The sequence below is a fragment of the Niallia sp. genome (assembly GCF_031978665.1).
Taxonomy (GTDB): Bacteria; Bacillota; Bacilli; order Bacillales; family Cytobacillaceae; genus Niallia.
In genome coordinates this window covers 14,064-38,151 of record NZ_DALZDK010000021.1, presented here as the reverse complement: position 1 = coordinate 38,151, position 24,088 = coordinate 14,064, and the positions used below count along the sequence as shown (strand labels likewise).

The window sequence follows — 24,088 nt, the reverse complement described above, 5'->3', positions numbered from 1 at the left end:
TGTCTTGCTAATTCCACAGGAGTCTCACCTATCCGCTCCAAGCAACGCAAAAAAATTTAATTTTACTTTTAGAAAATCTTTTTGTCGACAAACTGAAAGGAAAACAATTAGTTCCATTAACCATCAGGAATGAGTATAAAAGAGCTGATTTTATTCCGTGCAACCTGACTTGTTTTTTCCTAGTTTATGTCGCATGAAAAATGTTGCAGCGGCAATGATTACAACAAACGCTAAGCTTACAAAGAAGCCAATTCGAACTTCCTTTTCGATAATTGTTCCAGCAACAGCAGACACGATAAGGAAGATACCAAAGGAAGACTTTATTTTATCCCACAGTTTTCCATTAAGCACTTTAAAGGAAGAAAACAGGATAAAAGCCCAGTTATATAATAAAAGAATCCCAGCAGCCGTTGTAATATATTCAAATATTTTCCCCGGTAATAAAAGAGCAGCAATGACAGAAGCGAAAAGCCCAATTCCTCCAAGAATAAAGGAAGGAAGCGGTAATTGATTGAATTTCTTTAATTTTTTCGTAAAGATTTTTGGTGCATCCCCACTATTTGCTAAAGTCACTAACAGACTAGTCACTCCAAATAAAGAAGCTGTCATGGTAGAAAAGCCTGCTATTATAATAGCTCCATTAAATACATGCGGGAAAAAGTTTAAGTGAGAATCTGCTAAGGCGGTTACGAACGGACTCTCTTTTTCTGAAAACTGATCGAGTGGCGCTAAAATCGACGCCAATCCTAATGAAAGAACGTAGATTATCACGAGTATTATGAGCATGTTTGTGCCTGCTTTCGGAGCATCTTTTTTATCTTTCAGTTGCATGGCCATTAACCCGATAACCTCAATTCCCCCATATGCATAAAATGCAAATAATAAAGAAATCCAGAAGCCTTTATAGCCTTTTGGAAAGAAATTATCCATTGAACGTGGGATAGTTATATCGCCGTTTCCTCCATGTATCCAGCCAAAAACAGCAGCGAATGCTAAACCAATAAACATAAGAATCGCTGCAGTTTTAATAATAGCTAAATAATTTTCAACACGATCAAAGCCTTTTGTTCCTAGGAAGACAACAAATAAGGAAAGAACAGCATAAATACAGGCGAATACCCATAAAGGTACTTTGGGAAACCAAAACTGGGATAATAGCGAGAGCGCCGTTAATTGGCTCCCCATGATTAGAATATTAGAGAACCAATAATTCCATCCACAGCTAAACCCAGCCCAGGGACCGAATGCTTTATTTGCATAATAACAAAATGACCCCTCCTGCGGATCCTCTGCCGTCATTTTTGCTAATTGATTAAAAACGATATACGTACCGATTGCAGCTAAGATAAAGGTAAAAACAATGGAGGGACCTGCTTCTTTGATTCCAAGACTGGAACCTAGAAAGTAGCCAGTTCCTATTGTACAGCCAACACCAATTAAAGATAACTGCCACCATTTCAGATTTTCAGATTTTGAAGTATTAGAATTTGCTTGTTTATTTGTCATTTTTTACTCCTCTTTAAGTAATGATGAAGGGATTACATAAAAAAGATTACATTGCTATTAACCACTATTAGTATGTCAGCTTTTTCGGCAATTATTTGTTTAACTTGAATGCTGTTTTTTTTAAGGGCTATTTTCAAAAAAATTATTATTTTCAATAAGGAAAATTACAGGTGAAATTAGATAGAAAAAAATAATTCCTAATGAAATAATTGTGAAATGATGGTAACGTAGATAGGTGAGGATTTTTATATAATGAGGAGAAAAGATGATTAGATTTGACAATTACTTATTTGTATTATTATTGAATGTTGTTCCAATTTTTATTTATTATTATTATTTTCATAAATTAAAAATTAAAAATAAAAGTATATTTACATCTATTTATTGTTCCGTCATAGTAATTTTATCCATGACATTTCCTTTAGAAATAGCTCCTGGTCATATTTATGATTTAAGGACTATTCCTTGGGTGGTTGCTTTTTTCTATGGTGGGTTTCCAGCTGGGTTAATAACAACCATTGTTATGGCTATATACCGATATATGATTGGATATAACGAAGGGTTAATGGTAACGTTTATCATTGTATTATTGACATTACCTATCTTGTACTTCGCAATCAAAAAATTCAACCAGGCCAAATCGCATATAAAAAAATTATTGATTATTTGTTTAACATTGCTTTTTCCTATTAGTATTGATTTAATTGCTACTTCTTTTTTCACAAATAAAATAACGTTGATATTTGTTGTTTATTTATACTTATCTCATATTGTTACCTTAATTATTTCTATTTATTTAATAGAATCACTTTCCTATCAAGAACGAAAGAAGGAGCATATGCAACAAACGGAGCGAATACGATTAATTGGTGAAATGGCTGCATCTGTTGCCCATGAAATACGAAATCCACTAACTGTTGTCAAAGGATATACTCATTTATTAAAGGAATCTTCCAATATTACTAGTAAACAACAAGAAATGCTTTCCCTTATGTCATCAGAGTTAGTGAGGGCAGAAAATATAATAAATGATTATTTGTCACTTGCTCGAACAAATGAAGGGACAAAAGAGCAGATTAATCTAGGCAAGCTTCTAAAAAAAGTAGAAGAGCTGATGAGTCCATATGCTCTTTTAAATAATGTGAAAATATATAATCAAGTTCAAACACCTTGTATTATTGAAGCTGGACAAGATGAAATTTTGCAATTATTTATAAATATGATTAAGAATGCGATTGAAGCAATAGAGTATACAGGTGAAGTAGTTATATCTGAAAAAATAACAGAAAATTATATAAGAATAAATATTACGGATAATGGAAAAGGGATGTCTGAAGAGGAGCTAAACAGACTAGGAACCCCTTTTTATTCCACAAAAACACAAGGAACTGGAATTGGCACCATGGTATGCTTTAATATCATTCATCATTTAAACGGTAAAATTAAGATTAAAAGCAAAGTAAAGAAAGGAACAACCTGTTCTGTTTATTTACCGATTGTGAGCAAATAGTTAAGGCAAGTGTGGGCAGATTATAAAGGAAAACAGATTTGTCCATACATTCTTTAACAAACGAAATATTCGGCAAAAAATGAAAACACTTACAGGGATTCGTCGTTTTTTAAAGAATATATATTGAGACGGGAATGAATAGTAGGTTATTTTTTTAGCATAATAGTATATACAATAAAACTTAAGAATATTTAGAGTTAATATTTATTTTGTTTGTTTTGTGACATTAATCACTTAATTCGTGATAAACTTCACTTTTGTTCAAAAAAACTCTATTTTTTTGTCAAACTTACATTTATTTTTGTTCAAAAAGTGGTATTATATTAAAGGAGTTTAATGATGGAGAGGTTGTACATCCTCTTCTACTGTTTAAAAGAAGAGTGTTACAACGATGATTTGTACATACCTTTATTCATTTTAACTAGAGTAGGTAAAAATATCTTTTGCGAATTTTTGTGCACTCAATCACAAATAATTTGTTAATAACATTTAAGCGAAAAGCTTATAGTAAAGGAGAATCAGTTATGTCAGAAACTACTGCCCAAACAAATGCTGAAAAACAACTGACTGCTACAACAAATCAAGATCTATTGGATCAGTTGTTAAAGCCTGAGGTTCAAGAATCATTGACAACGTTAATCGAGCAACTACCAAAGTTAACTGAAATGGTTAATGGACTATCTAAATCATATGATGTTGTTCAATCCTTATCACAGGATGAAGTTTTTAAGAGTGATATTGTTGGTGCGACTACTGAAATGTTCGAGCCTGTTATCCATTCCGTTAAGGGTATGGCTTCAGCTGCGATTGAAGCAAAGGATCGTGCAGAAGAAAGCAATGAAACAATTGGTATATTTGGTCTAATGAAAATGTTAAAAGACCCACAAGCACAAAAGATGTTCCGTTTTTTACAGAGCTATCTTCAAATTATGTCAGAGCGCAATAATAAATAATCTTTCATGTAGTCTTGCCAAGTCAGCATTTTGTTTATAAAAGGATTTCTTTTATGACAAAAAGGGATAAGGAAGTCTGCCAATACTTTTAAATGTAATAAGGACGGAGGATTTACTATGTCAAAACATATCGTTATTTTAGGTGCTGGATACGGTGGCCTTTTAGCAGCTTTAAATGTTCGTAAATTTTACAGTAAAGCAGAAGCTACAGTTACCGTTATTAATAAATACCCAACACATCAAATTATTACGGAATTGCACCGTTTAGCAGCAGGTAATGTTTCTGAACAAGCAGTTGCTATGCCGTTAGAGAAATTATTTAAAGGGAAAGATATCGATTTGAAAATTGCTTCTGTTGATTCTTTCAATGTGGATACAAAAGAAGTTGTTTTAAACGGTGGAGCTAAATTAACTTATGATGCATTAGTTGTAGCTTTAGGAAGCGTAACTGCATACTTTGGTATTCCAGGTCTTGAAGAGAACAGCATGGTTCTTAAATCAGCTGAGGATGCAAATAGAATTTACAATCATGTTGAAGATCGTATTCGTGAATATGCTAAATCAAGAAAACAAGAAGATGCTACTATTTTAATTGGTGGTGGAGGTCTAACAGGTGTAGAACTTGTTGGTGAACTTGCTGATATCCTACCAGGTTTAACAAGAAAATATGGTGTTGATTTCCGAGATATTAAATTACTATTAGTAGAAGCTGGTCCGAAAATTCTTCCAGTATTACCAGAAGACTTAATCGAACGTGCTACTAAAAGCTTGGAAAAACGTGGCGTGACATTCTTAACTGGACTACCTGTAACGAATGTTTCTGGCAATGTAATTGATTTAAAAGATGGTCAAAAAATTGTTGCTAATACATTTGTATGGACAGGTGGCGTACAAGGAAATCCATTAGTCGGCGTTTCAGGATTAGAAGTAAATCGCGGTCGTGCAACTGTTAATGAATTCTTACAATCCACTTCACACCCTGATGTATTTGTAGCTGGAGATAGTGCAGTATACTTCCCAGCGGATGGTGATGGTCGTCCAGCACCACCTACTGCTCAAATTGCTTGGCAAATGGGTGAATTAATTGGATATAATCTATATGCATATCTTGAAGATAAAGCATTAGATTCATTTGCTCCAATTAACTCTGGTACACTTGCGAGTCTTGGTAGAAAAGACGGAGTAGCAATCGTTGGTGGGAGTTCAACTCCATTAAGAGGATTACCAGCTTCATTAATGAAAGAAGCAAGTAATATTCGTTACTTATCACATATCAAAGGGCTATTCAGCCTAGCTTATTAATAGATGAAAAAAGATGAGATATAGTGCTTTGCACTGTACTCATCTTTTTTGTTATTTTTAAAGGTTGAAAGAAATTATGCCTTTGTTTGAAAATCGATAAAATAATGAGCTAGAGATAGATTCTTCCATGTAATTCAGTTCTTATTCTTTTATTCGGTAAGATTTGTTGATTTTTGTCCTTTTTTAATCCTTTACTTTCCTATTTTTCAGGAGTAATATCAGTCATGCAAAACAAAATTTAATACGAATCGCTTAATCTATTTAGAACGGGGGAACCAGTATTTGTGTGCAACACTTACACTTGGGGTGAATCCTTAAAAAGGAAGGGCAACTCTCATATGTCCTAATCCGACAGCTAACTCCGGAAGCGTTTAGAGGGGAGAATACGTGATGTTTACTATTACTTAACTACACAGTAATTCTTTGTAGTTTTTTTATTTGCCCAAAAACAGAAAAAGTATCAATAGTCATAGTGAGGGATAAATCGTGAACAGATCGACCGTAAAAAGAATCGTAATTGGAAAACCGTTAAAAACAAGTGCTTTAGGGGACCAGAAATTAAATAAATTAAAGGCTTTAGCCATTCTTTCATCTGATGCACTTTCATCGGTAGCATATGGAACAGAACAAATTTTGCTTGTATTATCAGCAGTAGGTTTCTTAGCCTATTGGTATTCCATTCCTATCGCAATTGGTGTTCTTGTTTTGTTGGCAGCTTTGCTGATGTCCTATCGTCAAATCATTTATGCCTATCCTCAAGGTGGAGGAGCATATGTTGTATCAAAAAATAATTTAGGAGAGAACGCTGGCCTTATTGCAGGTGGTTCGCTTTTAGTAGATTATATCTTAACGGTTGCAGTAAGTGTTTCGGCTGGAACAGATGCAATAACTTCAGCCTTTCCTAGTTTGTATAAATATAATGTTCTTATCGCAATCATGCTGGTAATTCTGATAACAATCTTAAATTTAAGAGGTGTAACTGAGTCTGCTTCCGTTTTAGCTTATCCAGTTTATTTATTTGTTTTAACATTATTTATTTTAATTGGTGTTGGTATTTGGAAAGTTTTAAACGGCGATGTTCCTGTTGAACTACACGCGCCAATAGGAACGACCGTTCCAGGCCTTAGCATCTTTCTTTTATTAAAGGCATTTTCTTCCGGTTGCTCTGCTTTAACAGGAGTGGAAGCAATTTCGAATGCTGTGCCAAATTTCAAAGAACCATCTGCCAAAAATGCAGTAAAAACGTTAACGATGATGGGACTTTTTCTAGCTGTATTATTTTCTGGTATTACCTTCCTTGCCTATTGGTTTGGGATTGCTCCAAATGGAGAAGAAACGGTAATTTCCCAAATAGCTACAGAGGTGTTTGGCAAAAATGCCATGTATTATTTTATCCAAGTGACAACTGCGTTAATATTGGTATTGGCGGCCAATACAGGCTATGCAGCATTTCCTTTACTTGCCGTCAATTTAGCATCGGATAAATATATGCCTCGAATATTTACTGTTAGAGGAGACAGATTAAGTTATTCAAATGGGATTGTCATTTTAGGCATTGCATCTATCTTATTAATCATTTTCTTTGGAGGTCACACAGAAAAACTTATTCCTTTATATGCAGTAGGAGTGTTTATTCCGTTTACATTATCGCAAACAGGAATGAGTAGAAAATGGATGAAAGAGAAACCAGCTGGATGGAGAGGGAAACTAGCTATTAATTTAATTGGAGCGGTTATTACTTTTACCGTTTTACTAATTCTCTTTACAACAAAGTTCTTACAAGTGTGGCCAGTACTCATCTTTCTGCCATTTGTTGTTTTAGTGTTTCATAAAATAAATAAGCACTATCAAAATGTTGCAGAGCAATTAAGAATACCAGAGAAACATTCTGATGTAAAAATGGAAGGAAATATTGTTATACTTCCGGTTGCTGGAATTACAAAAGTAGTGGAGAATTCTTTAGCGTATGCAGAGACAGTTGGAGATGTAGTAATTGCAGTATATGTTGCGTTTGACAGAGAGAGCGAGAGACGGATGGAAGAAAAATGGAAGGGCTTTAGACCGGATATTCGGTTAGTGACGATTCATTCTCACTATCGAAGTCTTATTAGACCCTTAGCAAGATTTATTGATATGATAGAGGAAAAAGCTGCTGAACAGAAGCATAATGTGACAGTTATTATCCCACAATTTATTACGAAGAAAAATTGGCATAATATTTTACACAATCAATCCAGTCTTTTGATAAAGGCACATCTTCTATATAAAAGAAATGTTATTGTTACAACTGTTCCCTACCATTTAAGAAAATAGTAAATGGAATTATAACGATATAAAGGATAATTTTTGTTCTTTTTCATAACCTATTGGTAAACCTTTGAAAAAGATGAAATTATCCTTTTTTTATAGTTATCCTAGCAATATTGTTAGGAAGGTGATAAAAACAATATCGATGATTCTAAGGGAGTAGTTTAAAATATGAAATGCTGCTTATTAAGTTTATCCATTATATCCATCTTTTTGTTAACTGGCTGTTGGGATCATTCGGAGTTAAATCAAAATGCAATTGTAACAGGGATAGCGGTAGATAAAGGAGAAGATCATAAATATAAACTTTCTATAGAGAGTACTTCGGCAACGGAGCTAAATCCTAGAACTGCTCAAGGTTTAGCTCCCGCGATTGTATACTCGATAGAAGGAGATACAGTTGGGGAGATTACCCATAAGTTTAACATTGCTATTTCTACTCACTTGGTCTTTTCGCATACAAGATTACTTGTAATTGGAGAAGAAATTGCTAGAGAAGGAATCCTTAGTTTTATGGATTATTTCGATAGGGATCGGGAAATAAGAGATGACTTTAATATAGTAGTTGCTAGAGATGCACAAGCTGTTGATTTTTTAAGAGTGGTTAATGATTATCAAAAAGTCTCTTCCTTAAAAATATTTCCTCAGCTGGATAATATGCTTAAGGAATGGGGAGGAACTCCTGGAATTAAGTTAAATGATTTTATTCGTACATATGCATCACAAGGACAAGTTCCAGTGTTAGCTGCTATGAAAATATTGGGCGATAAAGAAATGGGCGGAAGTATGGATAATTTAAAGACGACTGTGCCAGCAGCGGTCGCAAAAATTGACTCTTTGGCAATTTTTAAATACGGAAAGCTACAAGGGTATCTTGATTTATATGATACTAGAATATTATTGTGGATTCAAAATAAATTGGAACGAACTTCTTTGACTATCCCATATGACGATCAAAATTTTTTTGGATTGCGCGTAATACATACGCAGACAAAAGTTAAAGCTAGGCAAGTAAACGGAAGGCCGCAAATAGATATATTTGTTCGTGCTGAATCTACTCTTGAAGGATCTGATAAAGGGATCAAAGGTGCAAAAGTGAATGCATTCGAAGATTTTGAAGAACATGCCAACAGCTATCTAGAGAAGGAATTTAATCAACTAATAAAAAAAATGCAAAAAGAATATGTGGCAGATATATTTGGATTAGGAGAGATATTTAGAGATCAAGATTATAAGCATTTTAAACAATATGAAGATGATTGGGATGCTGGATTTAAAGATGCTAAGATAAATGCACATGTAAATATTGAAGTAAAAAGAAGTGGATTTAGAAACAATAGCTACAATATAAAGTAAATATGCTCTATTTATAGGATACTAAATAAAACGGTAGAAAGAGGAATGATTTAAAAAAGATAAAAATAGCGTTATTATAAGAAGGAGGAAAAGTAAATAAGTTTTCTAAAAAGGGGAGAGGAAGAAATGAATGTTTCCGAAGCTATTACAACTAGAAGAACGATAAAAAAATTCAAATCTGACGAGGTCGACAATGCTGTTATTGTGGAATGGCTACAACGTGCCAGATTTGCACCAAATCATAAGATGACGGAACCATGGGAAATTCTTTTTATTGGAGAAAAGACTCGAGCAGAATTAAAGCATAAAACAAATTTTGGCGGAGCATCAAAGGTTTTAGCGGTTTTATCTCATAAAGGAAGAAACCAAATCGAACGAGATGAAAACTTATCTGCCGTTTCCTGCTTCATTCAAAATTTGATGCTCCAGGCATGGGAAGAAGGAGTTGGAACGTTTTGGAGTTCTGTTGGCTCCTCTGCTTTAGGAAGAAGAACTTTAGGAGTAAGTGAAGAATATGAAGTCGTTGCCGTGCTTGCAATTGGTTATCCAGAAGAAATCATGGCTCCTAAAGAACGAGCGTCCATTGAGGAAAAGATTACCTATTTAGATTAAAGTCTGATTTTATTACAAAAGGTTGGGACATAAGTATAGCAGCTTAAGATAAACCCGAACAACTATACGAAGATGTTTGGGTTTTTTTAAAGGATGTTCCATGAAGTTTGTTGCTATTACCAGCAGTTCAACATACACTTCGCTTTCCATGGGGCTCGCGCTGTCTCGCTAATCCCCGTGGCGTCTACGTGTATAAACAGAAATAATCAGTATGAGAAAGTAACCTTTTTTTAGTGCTAAATTAGAGATTGTTCGTCTTTACAGATTAATTATTTAGTTTTGTCCAACCTTCTATTTCCATCCATCCTATAGGGAAATAGAAGTAGGTACATACGAGAAAGTAAGTATTACACAGCAAAAATGGATAGAATCCTCTTATTGCGGAAACTTCTTTAAGTATATATAATTACGTGGTATATATCGCGAAACCGTATGCTTTAAGGAGCATTGCATCTAGGAGGACTAAAAATGAAAAAATTACTGTTACTTGCAACCGGTGGAACAATCGCTTCAGTAGAAGGAAAGGAAGGACTTGTCCCCGGTTTGTCTGCAGAAGAGCTCCTTCAATATTTTAAAAATGATGTTTTAGAAGTTGATGTAACTTGTAAAATTATTATGAATAGAGATAGTACTAATATGCAGCCCGAACATTGGATAATGATGGCTGAAACGATTGCTAAACATTATCACGAATATGATGGTTTTATCATTACACATGGAACAGATACGTTAGCATATACATCAGCTGCGCTTTCTTATATGCTACAAGGTCTGAAAAAACCTGTTGTTATTACAGGATCACAGGTTCCGATTAGTTTTAAACAAACAGATGCCAAGAAAAATGTAATGGACAGTATCCGCTTTGCAAAAGAGGATATTGGTGGAGTATTTGTCGTTTTCGATGGTCGAGTGATTATTGGGACTAGAGCAGTAAAAATGCGCACTAAAAGTTATGATGCTTTTGAAAGTATTAACCATCCGTATGTAGCTAAGATAGAAGAAAATCAAATTCATTATTTATGGAAGCCGGACGAGCAAACGAATGAGCTTAAATTGGATACAAGTATATGTCCAGATGTATTTCTATTAAAATTGCATCCAGGAACAAAACCTGAAATTTTTGATTTTATTAAACATGCATATAAAGGAGTCATTATTGAAAGCTTTGGCAATGGCGGATTACCATTTGAGGAAAGAAATCTGTTGCCAAAGATTGAAGAAATGGTAAAGGAAGGAATCGCAGTTATTATTTCTACACAGTGCTTGGAAGAAGGGCAAGATTTATTATTATATGAAGTAGGCAGAAAAGTGTCTCAATACAATGTTATTTTATCGGCAGATATGAATACCGAAGCCCTTGTAGCAAAATTAATGTGGGCACTGGGCAGTGAGCAATCATTAGAGGAAATAAAAAGAGTGATGGAAAGTCCGATTTCCTATGATCTTTCAGTAGAATGGGAGAGTTAAAGATTTTTTCTATTTGAAATAAATTGAGTTAAGAGCGTCCTATTTAGCGGTATTACCGTTAGATAGGACGCTCTTTTAATTCCAGCTTAACGTACAGAAAAATACCCTTTATCTATTAGAATAGGTTTATCGACCTAATTTTGACTTGGACTTCTTTTTCAATATTCTTAAAAGATAAATTCCTAATTCAAAAAGCAACTTTTGAATTAGAGATAATGGACATATTTTGTAATTGTGTAAAACTTTTGTCCTGTTGTATTTAAAAACAATAAAAAAACGTGACTATAGGATTATATACTAGTAGAATAATAGATAATATCATAGGTATTAAAGAATACATAATAGGGTAATAGCAATAGGTAGTAATAGGATGATAGTTTAAAGATACCTAATAATGAATCAAGATAATAGATCTAGGAGGTATATAGTGTGAAAAAAGTAGTAGTACCTGGAATATTTCTAGCAGCATTATCTTCTCCACTTTTCATGGAAGAGGCTCACGCTGCTTCCAACATTAAATATGTAGAGGTTAATAAGGGATCGGTATTAAATGTAAGGGTCGGTCCATCAGAAAATACAAATATTGTAACCACTTTAAATGCTGGAGCGAAAGTAAATGTCCTTTCAGAAACAAAGGGCTGGTCAAAAGTGGATGTGAATGGAAAGACTGGTTATGTATCATCAACTTATTTAACAACAAAGCAAGTAAGTTCGATAAAATATGTTTCCATTAACCCTTCTTCCACATTAAACGTCAGAGAAACAGCATCCACTAAAGCGAATGTGGTAACAAAGCTAAAAAATAACACAAAGGTTGAAGTGGTTTCTGAATCAAATGGCTGGGCAAAAATTAAGGTAAATGGAAAAGATGGATATGTAGCATCTGAATACATAAAGGCCGAGCAAACAGAGGAAAAGAAAACAACCAATATAACAAACCAACAAAAAAAAGTAACGAAATATGTAAATGTAAATACTGGTTCAAGTTTGAACTTAAGAAATAGCCCATCTAATTCAGGTTCTATCATTGTTAAATTGGCAAAAGATGTGCCAGTAACAGTTTATTCGGAATCAAATGGTTGGTCAAAGGTAGAAGTGTATGGAAAACAAGGATATGTAGCGACACAGTATTTAGCAGCAGAGAAGTCAACAAGTAGTACGTCAAATACCAAAAAACCAAGCACAAGTACCAGTAAAGACACAAGTGTTAAAACAACAGCGAAATATGTAAATGTAGCTAAAAATTCTTCGTTAAATGTAAGAAAGGAAGCAAATACAAATAGTTCAATTGTATCGAAGCTTTCTAGAGGAACGAAGGTTACTGTTCTTTCAAGTGCAAACGGTTGGGATAAAGTAACAGTATCTGGGAAGACAGGCTATGTAAGTAGTACTTATTTGTCTGATAAGCAGATTACAGATAATGCTTCTTCAAATAAAGTAACCGATAAAGATAGCGGACAAAGTAATACGGACAAGTCGCCGGCAGTTACAATGAAAAAAGTGAATGTCCAAACTGGTTCTAATCTAAATGTGAGATCGACAGCATCTACAAGTGGTGCAATCAAAGGGAAGCTCACTGCAGGAACAGTAGTAACCGTATTATCTGAAAAAAATGGCTGGTCCCAAATCAAGACGGATAAGATAGAAGGCTATGTAAGTAGCGAATACTTAACGAGCATTTCTAGTCCAGAAAAAGGAACAGACCAAACAGGCAAAACCGAAGAAAAACAGCCAGAGAAAACACCAACGGTAGAAAAGAAAGTCAATGTTCAAGCAGGATCTAGTTTAAATGTGAGATCGACAGCATCTACAAGTGGTGCAATCAAAGGGAAGCTTACTGCAGGAACAGTAGTAACCGTATTGTCTGAAAAAAATGGCTGGTCCCAAATCAAGACGAATAAGGTAGAAGGCTATGTAAGTAGCAAGTACTTAACGAGCATTTCTAGTCCAGAAAAGGGAACAGACCAAACAGGTAAAACCGAAGAAAACCAGCCAGAGAAAACACCAACGGTAGAAAAGAAAGTCAATGTTCAAGCAGGATCTAGTTTAAATGTGAGATCGACAGCATCTACAAGTGGTGCAATCAAAGGGAAACTCACTGCAGGAACAGTGGTAACCGTATTGTCTGAAAAAAATGGCTGGTCCCAAATCAAGACAGATAAGGTAGAAGGCTATGTAAGTAGCGAGTACTTAACGAGCATTTCTAGTCCAGAAAAGGGAACAGACCAAACGGAAGAAACAAAGCCAGAAGAAACACCAGCAGTAATAGAAAAAATCGTTAACGTTCAAGCGGGATCTAGCTTAAATATGAGATCTACACCATCTACAAGTGGCACAATTGTCAGTAAGCTTCCAGCTGGAACAGTAGTAATTGTACAGTCAGAAGAAAATGGTTGGTCCAAAGTGAAAGTAAATAATCTAGAAGGATACGTAAGCACAGAGTATTTATCCGCAAAAGGAAATGGAACCACTAATGCAACGATTAATAAAAGTTATGTGAATTACAATCTTACAATAGAGGACATGACGGATATTCAATTGAGTGTTAATCCGCAAACTGACAAAAAGTATGATACATACATTCGAGAAGATGCGATTGCATTCAAAACAGCTGATTCAACAAAAGCAACAGTCCTCGGTAATGGCTGGAGATTACGGGGAGGGGCTGGAACTGATTATTCGGTTGTTAGTACCTTGACTAGTGGACAAGTATTAACGATTGTTTCCAAAGTAAAAGGAACAGATGGTTACTACTGGTATAAAGTGGATTATTCACAAGCATGGGTGAGTGCTAGCAAAGAAGACACTGCTTATTATCTTAACCCAAATAATTTTATAAATAGTGACACTCAATCTCTGCAATTCCTAAAATTGTCTGCAAAGGCAAATGTGGATGATGAGGAAGTAGACAAAAAGATATTAGCTGGAAAAGGGATTTTAGCAGGAAAAGCATCTGCTTTTGTAACTGCCGCTAATGCTTATGGGGTGAATGAACTCTATTTGATTTCGCATGCTCTTTTAGAGACTGGGAATGGAACTTCTACTTTGGCAAACGGTGTTGAGATTAATGGTAAAAAAGTTTATAACATGTATGGTATTGGTGCTTATGATGGATCTGCCATTTCAAGTGGTGCCCAATATGCCTATAACGCAGGCTGGTTTACACCGGAAGCTGCCATTATAGGTGGTGCGAAATTTATTGCTCAAGGGTATGTCAATGCTGGACAGGATACATTATATAAAATGAGATGGAATCCTGATGCTGCTGAGAAAACAGGCACAGCAACGCATCAGTATGCTTCAGATATTGGCTGGGCAACTAAACAAGTGAATCAAATCTATAATTTATATAGTTTAATAAGCTCTTATACATTAAACTATGAAATTCCAACATATCAAGTAATCTCTAAGTAAGAAACCCATGATTTCAATCATCAGTATATATTTTTAAAAAGATAGCTTTAATTTATTGTGTGTAAAAAGGTTTTGGTTATAAGAAGGTAAATCAAATCTCTGGTTATAATGGTGTTTGGAAAGATTGTTTGCAATCTTTCTAAACATCACCCCAGATTGTAAAGTAGGGTTTAGCGCAATTGGATTACCTTTATGATTAGCAGAAATAATATTTATATCAGCAGGAATGGCTCCTAGAAAAGCTATATTTAATAATTGTGATATATCTTCTACTTCTTGGTTGTTTTTATAATGATTTACAAGCAGAGATACGTGATGATTATTTTGTGACTCCAGTATACCAATTACCCTGTCTGCATCCTGTAATGCAGTTTTGTCAGGTGTTGTTACAATAATTGCCTCATCAGCTCCATTTAATGCATGAAAAAATCCGCTTTCCAATCCTGAAGGAGAATCAATTAATATATAATCATAAAGTGGATTAATTTCTTTAAGCATCTCCATAAACGATACTGTATCCATCTCTGATAGTTGTTTTTTAGTGCCAGGCACTAAATGAAGATTCTTCATTGAACGGTGTCTAACCAAGACATGATTAAAAGAACATAGCTTTTGCGAATAATCGGAAATATCGAGAATGATTCGATTAGATAATCCTAGTGGAACATCAAGGTTTCGCAAACCAAAGTCTGCATCAATTAAGCATACTTTATAGCCTTTTAATGCAAGAGCCGTACCAATATTTGCAGTAATGGTAGTTTTTCCAACTCCTCCTTTGCCAGAAGTAATCGTGATAATTCGACTCATTTTCTAATCCCCCTAAAATGTAAAAAGCCTAATGATTAATCCCGGATTAACGGGTAGTAAACTTCACCAGTAAGCTTGTTTGGTTTTCTATCAATCAGTGAAGGAATGAAAATCACTGATTGAAGATTCCTTTTTATGTAAAACGTAAAATTTTTCTAAGCGTCAATTGAAATAAACAGTCAATAGACTGAAAATGAACGTAATAGGGACAATTTTAATATGAATATTGTAGAAGAGCCATATGCAGAAATTACTATCTATTCTATTGTTTCTTCGCCTGACTGGGATTTATTGAAAAAGATGGAGTAATACTAATCTTTTCATGAGGTAAAGGGAATTTGCGATTATCAAAGGAAGAAAAACCTTAAGTAAATGTACCTATTTTGTATGCTTGAAAAATAGTGTTATTAGACAAAATAAAGCATTCAATATGAAAGGACCCTTGACTTTGCCAAAGAAAGTCAAGGGTCCTCTTGTTAAAATGAATCGGATATTATTAATAGCTCAACTATAAATAAAGGGAATTTTTGTTTTAGCAAAATTTATATTTCTTGGATGGTACTATCAATAGAGTATGGAGCGAAATCGATATCACATTCAGACTCAAGAAGAAGTTGTGCGAGTTGTTGTCCGATAAATGGGCCCATCGTTAAGCCGGATGCACCTAAACCATTAGCAATCGTTAATCGATCATATTGCTTTAGTCTTCCGAATACAGGAAGAAAATCATTTGTAAATGGACGAAAGCCAACTTTTGCTTCACTCCAAATGCCATCTGCCAATCCTGGAGCAAAGAGTAATGCTTTATCGATAATCTCTTTTATTCCGGCAATGGTAATATCGGCAGATAACCCAGGCGTATTTTCATGTGTTGCCCCTATAACAATATTGTTATTTTCCAATGTTAATAAATACTGGTCATGTGGAGGCATGACAACTGGCCAATCTGAACAGTGAACATTTTGTAACTTTATGTGTAGTATCTGTCCTTTCTGAGCTTTCACGTCAAAAGATAATTGCAGTGGTTCCAGTAATTCATTCGCCCAAACACCAGCCGCGATAACTACTTCATCTGCATAAATGGTTGTGTTGTCACTAAGTTTAACCCCTTTTATTGTATCCTTTTCCTTTATAAGTGTACTAGTTGATTGGATAAAGGTAGCACCTAATTGCTTACTAGCTTCTATAAGAGCGTTCCGTAATGCCCATCCATTTACTCTTGCCGCTCCACTAATATGTAAGGCACCGTATCCTGGAGCTAATAATGGGAATAATGAGCTAGCTTCTGACGAGGTAAGGATGTTTACATCGCCAATTTCTGGGGCATCTACTTTTCGCTTTAATGTTCTCTCTTTCATTGCTTCTAATTTTGTTTCATCTGAATGGAGGCTAAGGGCTCCAACTTTTTTATAGCCTGTATTTATTTGACCGTAGCTATGTAAATCTTTAACAAGGGTTGGATAGTATTTCGCACCTTCTCTAGCTAATAGATACCACTTTTTGTTTCTGCGTTGTGAATTCCATGGACAAATGATTCCTGCCGCTGCTTTGGTAGCCTGTCCTCTATCCTCTCTATCAATAACAATAACTTCGGCTCCACGTTTTGCTAATTCAAATGTGATAGAGGCTCCAAGTATTCCTCCGCCAACTACTATTACTCTCTTCATGTATTTATCAAATCCTTCACTATTAAATAAAGAATGACTGCAAACGGTTTGTTGAACTTTCTATTTAAAATAGCAGCATTCTTATAGAAATCAGCCAATAAAAAGCTATTTATAATATACCATATAGTTTTTTAAACAAAATTGCATACTCAGGATAAGAGGGAAGAAAGGTGTTAGTTAAGCAAGAGCGTAAACAAAAGGATTTAATTTTACAAGTCTTAAAAGGGAGGGATGCGAGAAATGTTGAAAAATGTCGGTGTAAAATGATAAGATACTTTTATAAAGAACGGTTCGTTTTTTCAATATTATATTGTTAATACCATTTTTTAGAGGAATATATAGGTAAAAAGTTTGAAAAAATTGTGAACAATCGAAGAAAAATGACATTTGAAACATAACTGTAATATTCCTATTACTTAAATGTCAAATTATGATGGTATACTTCTATTTGTGGCGAAAGATGTTTTATATAAAGAACTTTCGTCGAAAACAGGGTTTTTGTTTGATTTAAAGAGTAGAGAATACTATATTATAAGAGTCTCTCTACCATTACATCCATAAACATACAGAAAATACATAGATAAATATATTAGAAGAATTCTACATTAGATAATGTGCAGGGGGAAAATGGAAATGTTTAAAAAGAAACTAGTGGTACTAAATACGACGATATTACTAGGATTAGGCACTAGCTTAGCCATCCCAGGAATAAATGCTCATGCAATTCAATCAACTAGCGTTACGGAACAACAGCAATCTTTGCAAAGCCAAATTTCTGACGCTCAAATTAAGATTGTAGAAACACAAGAAGAACTGAAGAAATTAGAAGCACAAATTAATAGAGTTGATAAAGCAATTGAGGAAAATCAAAGCCTTATTGACGAAACAAAAGCTAAGATGAAAACAATGGAGAAAGAAATTGCTTCTCTTGAGAAAAAAATCAAAGAAATAGAAGATAGAATTGAAAAGCGTAATGATGTATTAAAAGAAAGAGCACGTACTTTCCAAGAAAATGGTGGAAGTGTTGATTATATTGAAGTATTATTTGGTGCTGCTAGCTTTAAAGAATTTGTTGACCGTGTAGGTGCAGTAGCAACTATTATGGAAGCTGATCAAGACTTAATCGCAAGCAATGAAAAAGATAAAAAAGATTTAGAGACGAAGCAAAATGAAGTAAAAGATAAGTACGATGAATTAAATAATACGAAGTTAGATCTTGAAGAAATGCAAAAGCAAAATCTAGAGCAACAGAAGAAAAATGAACAAGCAAAAACAGATTTAAAAGCAAAAGAAACTGAAAATAAACAACGTAAAGTTGAATTAGAACAAAAATACGGTTCTTTACAAACAGTTGAGCCAGAGATTAAGAAAATGATTCAACAAAAAGAACAAGATAGCTTAAATCAATTAGTTGCTTCTACCGTTGGAACTAGTGAAAATGCTAGTAAGAGTTCAAGTGCGAAAGCAAGTGGTGGAAAATCAAAAGCTATTACTGCTGGATATAAATATATTGGTAATTCTACTTATAAATTTGGTGGCGGGAGAACAGCTTCTGATGTAGCAAATGGACTGTTTGATTGTTCTGGATTTGTTAGTTGGGCTTATTCACAGGCTGGATACAGCATTCCTGCAAGTACTGATGCCTTGAAAAACTCAGGAACTCAAGTATCAACTAGTGATATGCAACCAGGAGATTTAGTTTTCTTTAACACATACAAAACAGACGGACATGTAGGAATCTATGTTGGTGGTGGCAAATTTATTGGTTCACAGAGTTCTACTGGTGTTGCAATAGCATCTATGGATAGCGGATATTGGAAATCTGTATTTAATGGTAGAGTTGTTCGATTCTAATATAGTAGTTTTTAAGGAAAGCATTACTAGTTTAATTTAGCTAGTAATGCTTTTATTCTGTTTCTATATTTTATACCCGATTATATAAAATATATGCATTGCTGACTGGTATTTATGTGTGGTTTTAGGAATTTTATTGTTGGATGTTTTCTAATAAAATTGTTTTTTATAGTAGTTAGTAAAAACGAGTGTGAAATTAGCTTTCTGTATAAAGTAGCTATAATATGTTTATTGGTCATTCAAATTGACTATATTAATGAAGAAACGTAGAGAATATCTCTTAAAAAGGCGAATTTCTTGACCAATCAACGAATTTATAATAAAATTTTTAATCGGAATCGTTTGGATTTATATTGACACTTTAGTAGGAAAAGTCTATTATTAAGTGTCATGTATAATAGAAATAAAAAAGGGAAAAGGTTCGAGAGGTTAAGCAATCAAGATTTATCTTATAAACAGACTAATTAGATTTTACATTCACACTGTAAATCGTAATGAATACGAAATGGTTAAGCTCTCCAAAATGAAGAAGGAAAGAACTCAATATATCAGTAAATCGAGTATATGCATCAGGAGAATAGCAAAAATTATGAAAGATAAAATGTATATTTTATAAATTAGGAAGTAGATTAACAAAGTTAGTATAGAAATGGAAGCAGATAAGGCTCCTTTCTATGAAAGGGAGAGATAGTAACATATCACCATCTCTCCGAGAAATACGGTTGTGATTGATCGTTTTTTGTATAAATGTTAGAGAACATGGAAAGCAAGAATAACAAATGGAAAGGAGTAATTGCTATGAAACTAGCGACAGTATCAAATGTTACTTTTGGGTATGAGCATATTGCTTCTCTTGAAGATGTTTCTTTTGAATTAGAAAGTGGTGAGTTTGTTGGGATTACGGGTCCAAATGGTGCCAGTAAATCTACCCTTTTAAAGTTATTGTTAGGATTACTAAAACCTTGGTCAGGTAGTGTGAAAATCAGCAAGCTTAATGCCAATGGCAAAAAACTAACAGTGGGTTATGTCCCACAACAAATTTCTTCCTTTAATGTAGGCTTCCCAAGTACAGTGATAGAGCTTGTCCGTTCAGGTAGATATCAGCGTAAAAAATGGTATGAAAGGCTGAAGGAAGTAGATCATGAGGCAGTGAAGAAAGCATTAGAAATGGTTGGAATGTGGGAATATCGAAATAAGAAAATTGGGGAGTTATCTGGTGGGCAAAAACAAAAGATTGTAATTGCGAGGATACTAGCGTCAGAACCGGATTTACTTGTTTTGGATGAACCGACAACAGGAATGGATGCGGATAGTAGAAAAGGATTTTATGAATTTATGAAGCATCAGGTGAATGAACACAATAGAACGGTTGTTATGGTAACACATGATCAAGATGAAGTAGAAGATTACTTAGATAAGATCATTCATATAGAGAAAGGAGAAAAAGGTGGATGGAGATGTTTGAGCTTGAATTCATGCAAAGAGCATTTTGGGCAGGTGGGCTCATTGCAATAATCGCCCCAATCATTGGGATTTATTTAGTCCTAAGAAGACAGGCGTTAATGGCAGATACTTTGTCCCATATCTCATTAGCGGGTGTCGCAATTGGATTTTTCTTTCAAACGAATGTGACAGTTTCCAGTTTACTTGTTGTAATAGCTGGGGCGATAGGGATTGAGTATATGAGACGTGCATATCATACTTATTCTGAAGTGTCGATTGCCATTTTAATGGCTGCTGGATTATCATTCGCTTTATTTCTCATGAGCCTATCAAGTGGCGGAATGACGACAAGCATGGATCAGTATTTATTTGGGAGTATTATTACAATCAGCGAGCAGCAAGTAAATGTATTAGCAATTGTTACTGGAATTATTCTATTATTTTTTGTTTTCTTTACTAGACAAATGTATATTATGACCTTTGATCAAGATACTGCTACAACTAGTGGTATAAATACAAGTATACTATCGATTGCTTTTAGTATTTTAACAGGTATTGCAATTTCTGTTATTATTCCTACTATTGGTGTATTATTAGTTTCAGCTTTGTTAGTTTTACCTTCTGCTTTTTCCATTAAATTAGTAAAAGGTTTTAAATGGGTGTTTATCGTTGCTGTTTTAGTAGCAGCAGTTAGTATTTTTACTGGTCTGTTTTCATCTTATCATTTAGGAACTCCTCCTGGAGCAACGATTACGTTATTATTAGTGGTTATTCTCCTAGTAGGTTTCTTAAGTCAAAAGGTTTATATGATGATTCGGCGTGCATCAAGCCAGAAAAATTATAAGAATGTAGGATGAAAAAGAGGAGTCCTTGCTTCCTAAAGCAAGCTCCTCTTTTTTGTTTCCGCATCTATTTTGGTAGTTAATAACCTTTTTGGTAGTCTACTAAATTTAACGGCAATGTTTCTTCCTTTAAATAGTGATTGGCATTCAGCAGGAATATTTCTTCGATTACTCTACTGCTGTAATGTTCTGTTGAACCAGAAGTATGAGGAGTAATAATGACATTTTCTAAATCCCATAATGGGCTAGATTGATGTAAAGGTTCTGTTTCAAAAACGTCTAATCCTGCACCTAAGATTTCCCCACTTGTTAAGGCATCAATTAAATCATTCTCTTTCACGATTTCTCCACGACCAATGTTAATAAAAAATGCAGACTTTTTCATTTGCTGAAATTGCTCTTTTTGAAATAGATGGTATGTATCATCTGTTAATGGAAGAGTAACGACAACATAATCACAGATTGGAAGTACTTCATTCAGCTGATCGGAAGTGTATAATTCATCCACATAGTCAGTCGCTTTACGGGAGTTTCGTACACCGATGACATGCATGCCAAATGCTTTCGCAATTTTAGCAGTTTCTAGCCCAATGGCTCCGACACCGATAATGCCAATTGTTTTCTTATGGGCTTCTAATTTAATATCTGTTCCATCCCATTTTTTTGTTTGCTGATTTCGAACATATGTATGAATATTTCTTGTTAATCCTAGTAGGAGTGCGAAAATCGTTTCGGAAATAGGATAGCTATGTACGCCATTTGCGCTTGTAATATAAATATTCTTTTTACTTAATTGATCTAATGGAAGGGAATTTACACCTGCACTCCATGTTTGGATCCATTTGAGCTGGTCATTTTGAATAATGCTTTCTAAATCAAAACTGCTTTTCCAGCCAACGATGATTTCGGAATCAATCAAATGCTCTTTCCAGTCATCCTTTGTTAATGCATGAATGATCTTCCAATCAGAGAATGTGGATTGGATTTTTTCCAAAAGTGAAGAATGGAGGGGATGGGTAATTAATAATTTTCTGCTATTCATATAGAGGGAACACTCCTTTATATTAGGTCTTATTATTACTATTGTATCAAATTAAATGATAATTGAAACTATTTTGTTTATTGGGTATACTCCTTGTTTGCTATATGCTTTATATATTCTGAGTTAGTGGAGCAGGAAAAAGCATGTTAAGAATAATAAGTAGTTATTGAAGGTTGAACTTGCTATAATGAAATTGCTATTAATGAGAACGTAAACGGATAATAAGGAATTTAAAAAAGATGAATTTTAGTAACAGGAGATGAAATCTTGAATACAGAAATAACTATTTTATTAACGAGTGATATACATGGAAATATATTTCCATTGAATTATGGCAATAATGCGCCGACGGCTGTTGGCCTAGGAAGAATTGCTTCCATTATAGAAAATGAAAGAGCAAAGAATCCGAATACGGTTGTAATAGACAATGGCGATTTAATTCAGGGCACACCCTTAACGTATCATTATGTAAATTTTTTAGCAGATAAACAAAATCCGATGATAACGATATTAAATAAATTAAAATACGATGCAGCTGTTATTGGCAACCATGAATTTAATTACGGTTTAGATATTTTAAAAGGAGCAGTAGAGGAATCGAATTTTCCTTGGCTTTGTGCCAATATTGTAGAAGAAAAAACAAGTAAGCCATTTTTAGGTATACCTTATTTGATTAAAAAAATAAATGGGTTTAAGATTGCCATCCTAGGCGTGACAACTCACTATATTCCTAATTGGGAAAATCCGAAGAATATTGAAGGGCTTCAATTTAATGACGCATTTGATAGTGCAAAGGAATGGGTAGAACATATAAAAAAGGAAGAACAGCCAGATGTTCTCGTCATCTCTTATCACGGAGGCTTTGAACGGGATCCCGAAACAGGAGAGCCGACAGAAGTACTAACTAGAGAGAATCAAGGATATACCATTTGTAAACAAATTGACGGAGTAGATGTCCTATTAACAGGTCATCAGCATAGAGAATTGACTGGAAATATAAATGGAACAGAAATTATTCAACCAAGCAATAATGGGAAGTTTGTAGGGAAAATAACATTAATATTAGATGGAAAAGGAGAAGTAATCGAGAAAAATTCCGCATTATTATCTGTAGCAGATGTGGAAGCAAACGAGGAAATCCTCCTTCTGGTCAAAGAATATGAAGAAAGTACACAAAAATGGTTAGATACGCCCATAGGTCATATTGATGGGGACATGCTGGTAAAAGATCCAATGAAAATTCGCTTAGCGGACAGTCCACTTATCGAATTTATTAATAAAGTGCAAATGGAAGCTGCAAAGGTGAAAATCAGTAATACGGCACTCTTTAATAATGAATCGCCTGGATTTCATCCAAATGTAACAATGAGAGACATTGTTTCCAATTATATTTATCCTAATACATTCAAAGTGCTTGCTTTAACTGGAAAAGACATTCGTGAAGCACTGGAGAAAAGTGCTAAATACTTTGCTCTAAATGACGAAGGCGAACCAATCGTTAATCCATCCTTTATTTATCCAAAACCACAGCATTATAACTATGATATGTGGGAAGGAATTGAGTATACCCTTGATCTAACAAAACCAAAAGGAAGTAGAGTCATTCAGTTAGATTTTGAAGGGAAGCCAATAAACGAAGAAGCTATTTATGAAGTAGTAATGAATAACTATCGGGCAGGTGGTGGCGGTGATTTCTTTATGTTTAAAAATAAGCCAGTTGTTCGAGAAATTCAATTTGACGCTTCTGAATTGATCGCTAATTATATAATGGAGAGAAAAATAGTTCCTGCAACTTGTAATCATAACTGGAAAGTCATTTGGTGAGTTTATTGCATAAATTACTGCTTTCTAATAAATTGTGTTTTTTTAATAGGGAAAATATTTATTAAAGCTGCTCTCACTTCTAGTAACAAACTATACGAAAACAACCTTAATGCATGAAACAAGACTAGTAGGAAGAAAGAGTCAGCTATTATGACTAGATCAGGATAGGTCTAGCTAAAATA

At 34.3% G+C, this 24,088-nt stretch carries 16 protein-coding genes and 1 riboswitch; of the genes, 12 read left to right on the top strand and 4 right to left on the bottom strand.

Annotated elements, in window-relative coordinates; all coding sequences use genetic code 11:
• Window positions 1–150: 150 nt before the first annotated feature.
• Entirely contained in the window at window positions 151–1,506 is a 1,356-nt protein-coding gene (locus RTL21_RS12835) for an amino acid permease (protein ID WP_312096281.1), read from the bottom strand.
• A gap of 265 nt (window positions 1,507–1,771) precedes the next feature.
• Here RTL21_RS12835 and RTL21_RS12830 point away from each other — a divergent pair, with 265 nt between their 5' ends.
• From RTL21_RS12830 to RTL21_RS12795, 8 genes are all read left to right on the top strand, one after another.
• Window positions 1,772–3,016: an ATP-binding protein gene (locus tag RTL21_RS12830; RefSeq protein ID WP_312096280.1), complete on the top strand. Its 1,245-nt coding sequence runs from the start codon at window positions 1,772–1,774 to the stop codon at window positions 3,014–3,016.
• Between the two features lie 524 nt (window positions 3,017–3,540).
• A complete protein-coding gene (locus RTL21_RS12825) occupies window positions 3,541–3,969 on the top strand; it encodes a DUF1641 domain-containing protein (protein WP_312096279.1) in 429 nt (142 codons plus the stop codon).
• A 117-nt stretch (window positions 3,970–4,086) separates the two neighbouring features.
• Window positions 4,087–5,271 (top strand): NAD(P)/FAD-dependent oxidoreductase, encoded by a 1,185-nt coding sequence (locus tag RTL21_RS12820; protein WP_312096278.1) that lies wholly within the window; start codon window positions 4,087–4,089, stop codon window positions 5,269–5,271.
• A 239-nt stretch (window positions 5,272–5,510) separates the two neighbouring features.
• A riboswitch (cyclic di-AMP (ydaO/yuaA leader) is annotated at window positions 5,511–5,655 on the top strand.
• A gap of 102 nt (window positions 5,656–5,757) precedes the next feature.
• The gene (locus RTL21_RS12815) at window positions 5,758–7,584 is read left to right on the top strand and encodes an APC family permease (RefSeq protein WP_312096277.1); all 1,827 of its coding nucleotides are present in this window, start codon (window positions 5,758–5,760) and stop codon (window positions 7,582–7,584) included.
• Window positions 7,585–7,749: 165 nt separating this feature from the next.
• A complete protein-coding gene (locus RTL21_RS12810) occupies window positions 7,750–8,934 on the top strand; it encodes a Ger(x)C family spore germination protein (RefSeq protein ID WP_312096276.1) in 1,185 nt (394 codons plus the stop codon).
• Between the two features lie 126 nt (window positions 8,935–9,060).
• Window positions 9,061–9,546, top strand: a complete 486-nt coding sequence (locus RTL21_RS12805) for a nitroreductase family protein (protein ID WP_312096275.1) — start codon at window positions 9,061–9,063, stop codon at window positions 9,544–9,546.
• A 468-nt stretch (window positions 9,547–10,014) separates the two neighbouring features.
• Entirely contained in the window at window positions 10,015–11,013 is a 999-nt protein-coding gene (locus RTL21_RS12800; RefSeq protein WP_312096274.1) for an asparaginase, read from the top strand.
• Between the two features lie 429 nt (window positions 11,014–11,442).
• Window positions 11,443–14,427: an SH3 domain-containing protein gene (locus tag RTL21_RS12795; protein ID WP_312096273.1), complete on the top strand. Its 2,985-nt coding sequence runs from the start codon at window positions 11,443–11,445 to the stop codon at window positions 14,425–14,427.
• A gap of 33 nt (window positions 14,428–14,460) precedes the next feature.
• Here the strand turns inward: RTL21_RS12795 and minD are convergent, their stop codons facing one another.
• A complete protein-coding gene (gene minD, locus RTL21_RS12790; RefSeq protein WP_312096272.1) occupies window positions 14,461–15,234 on the bottom strand; it encodes a septum site-determining protein MinD in 774 nt (257 codons plus the stop codon).
• A 542-nt stretch (window positions 15,235–15,776) separates the two neighbouring features.
• On the bottom strand, window positions 15,777–16,901 hold the full coding sequence (locus tag RTL21_RS12785) for an NAD(P)/FAD-dependent oxidoreductase (protein WP_312096271.1): 1,125 nt from the start codon (window positions 16,899–16,901) through the stop codon (window positions 15,777–15,779).
• A 633-nt stretch (window positions 16,902–17,534) separates the two neighbouring features.
• Here RTL21_RS12785 and RTL21_RS12780 point away from each other — a divergent pair.
• The 3 genes from RTL21_RS12780 to RTL21_RS12770 all read left to right on the top strand — a co-directional run bounded on the left by RTL21_RS12780 (window position 17,535) and on the right by RTL21_RS12770 (window position 21,055).
• Window positions 17,535–18,755 (top strand): coiled-coil domain-containing protein, encoded by a 1,221-nt coding sequence (locus RTL21_RS12780; RefSeq protein ID WP_312096270.1) that lies wholly within the window; start codon window positions 17,535–17,537, stop codon window positions 18,753–18,755.
• A 798-nt stretch (window positions 18,756–19,553) separates the two neighbouring features.
• The gene (locus tag RTL21_RS12775; RefSeq protein WP_312096269.1) at window positions 19,554–20,270 is read left to right on the top strand and encodes a metal ABC transporter ATP-binding protein; all 717 of its coding nucleotides are present in this window, start codon (window positions 19,554–19,556) and stop codon (window positions 20,268–20,270) included.
• Window positions 20,207–21,055 carry a metal ABC transporter permease gene (locus RTL21_RS12770; protein WP_312096268.1) on the top strand — a complete coding sequence of 283 codons (849 nt, stop codon included), beginning with the start codon at window positions 20,207–20,209 and terminating at the stop codon, window positions 21,053–21,055. The genes RTL21_RS12775 and RTL21_RS12770 overlap by 64 nt, the downstream gene beginning before the upstream one ends.
• A gap of 64 nt (window positions 21,056–21,119) precedes the next feature.
• Here RTL21_RS12770 and RTL21_RS12765 read toward each other — a convergent pair whose 3' ends face one another.
• The gene (locus tag RTL21_RS12765) at window positions 21,120–22,082 is read right to left on the bottom strand and encodes a D-2-hydroxyacid dehydrogenase (protein WP_312096267.1); all 963 of its coding nucleotides are present in this window, start codon (window positions 22,080–22,082) and stop codon (window positions 21,120–21,122) included.
• A gap of 267 nt (window positions 22,083–22,349) precedes the next feature.
• Here RTL21_RS12765 and RTL21_RS12760 point away from each other — a divergent pair, with 267 nt between their 5' ends.
• Window positions 22,350–23,906 carry a bifunctional metallophosphatase/5'-nucleotidase gene (locus RTL21_RS12760; RefSeq protein ID WP_312096266.1) on the top strand — a complete coding sequence of 519 codons (1,557 nt, stop codon included), beginning with the start codon at window positions 22,350–22,352 and terminating at the stop codon, window positions 23,904–23,906.
• Window positions 23,907–24,088 lie beyond the last annotated feature (182 nt).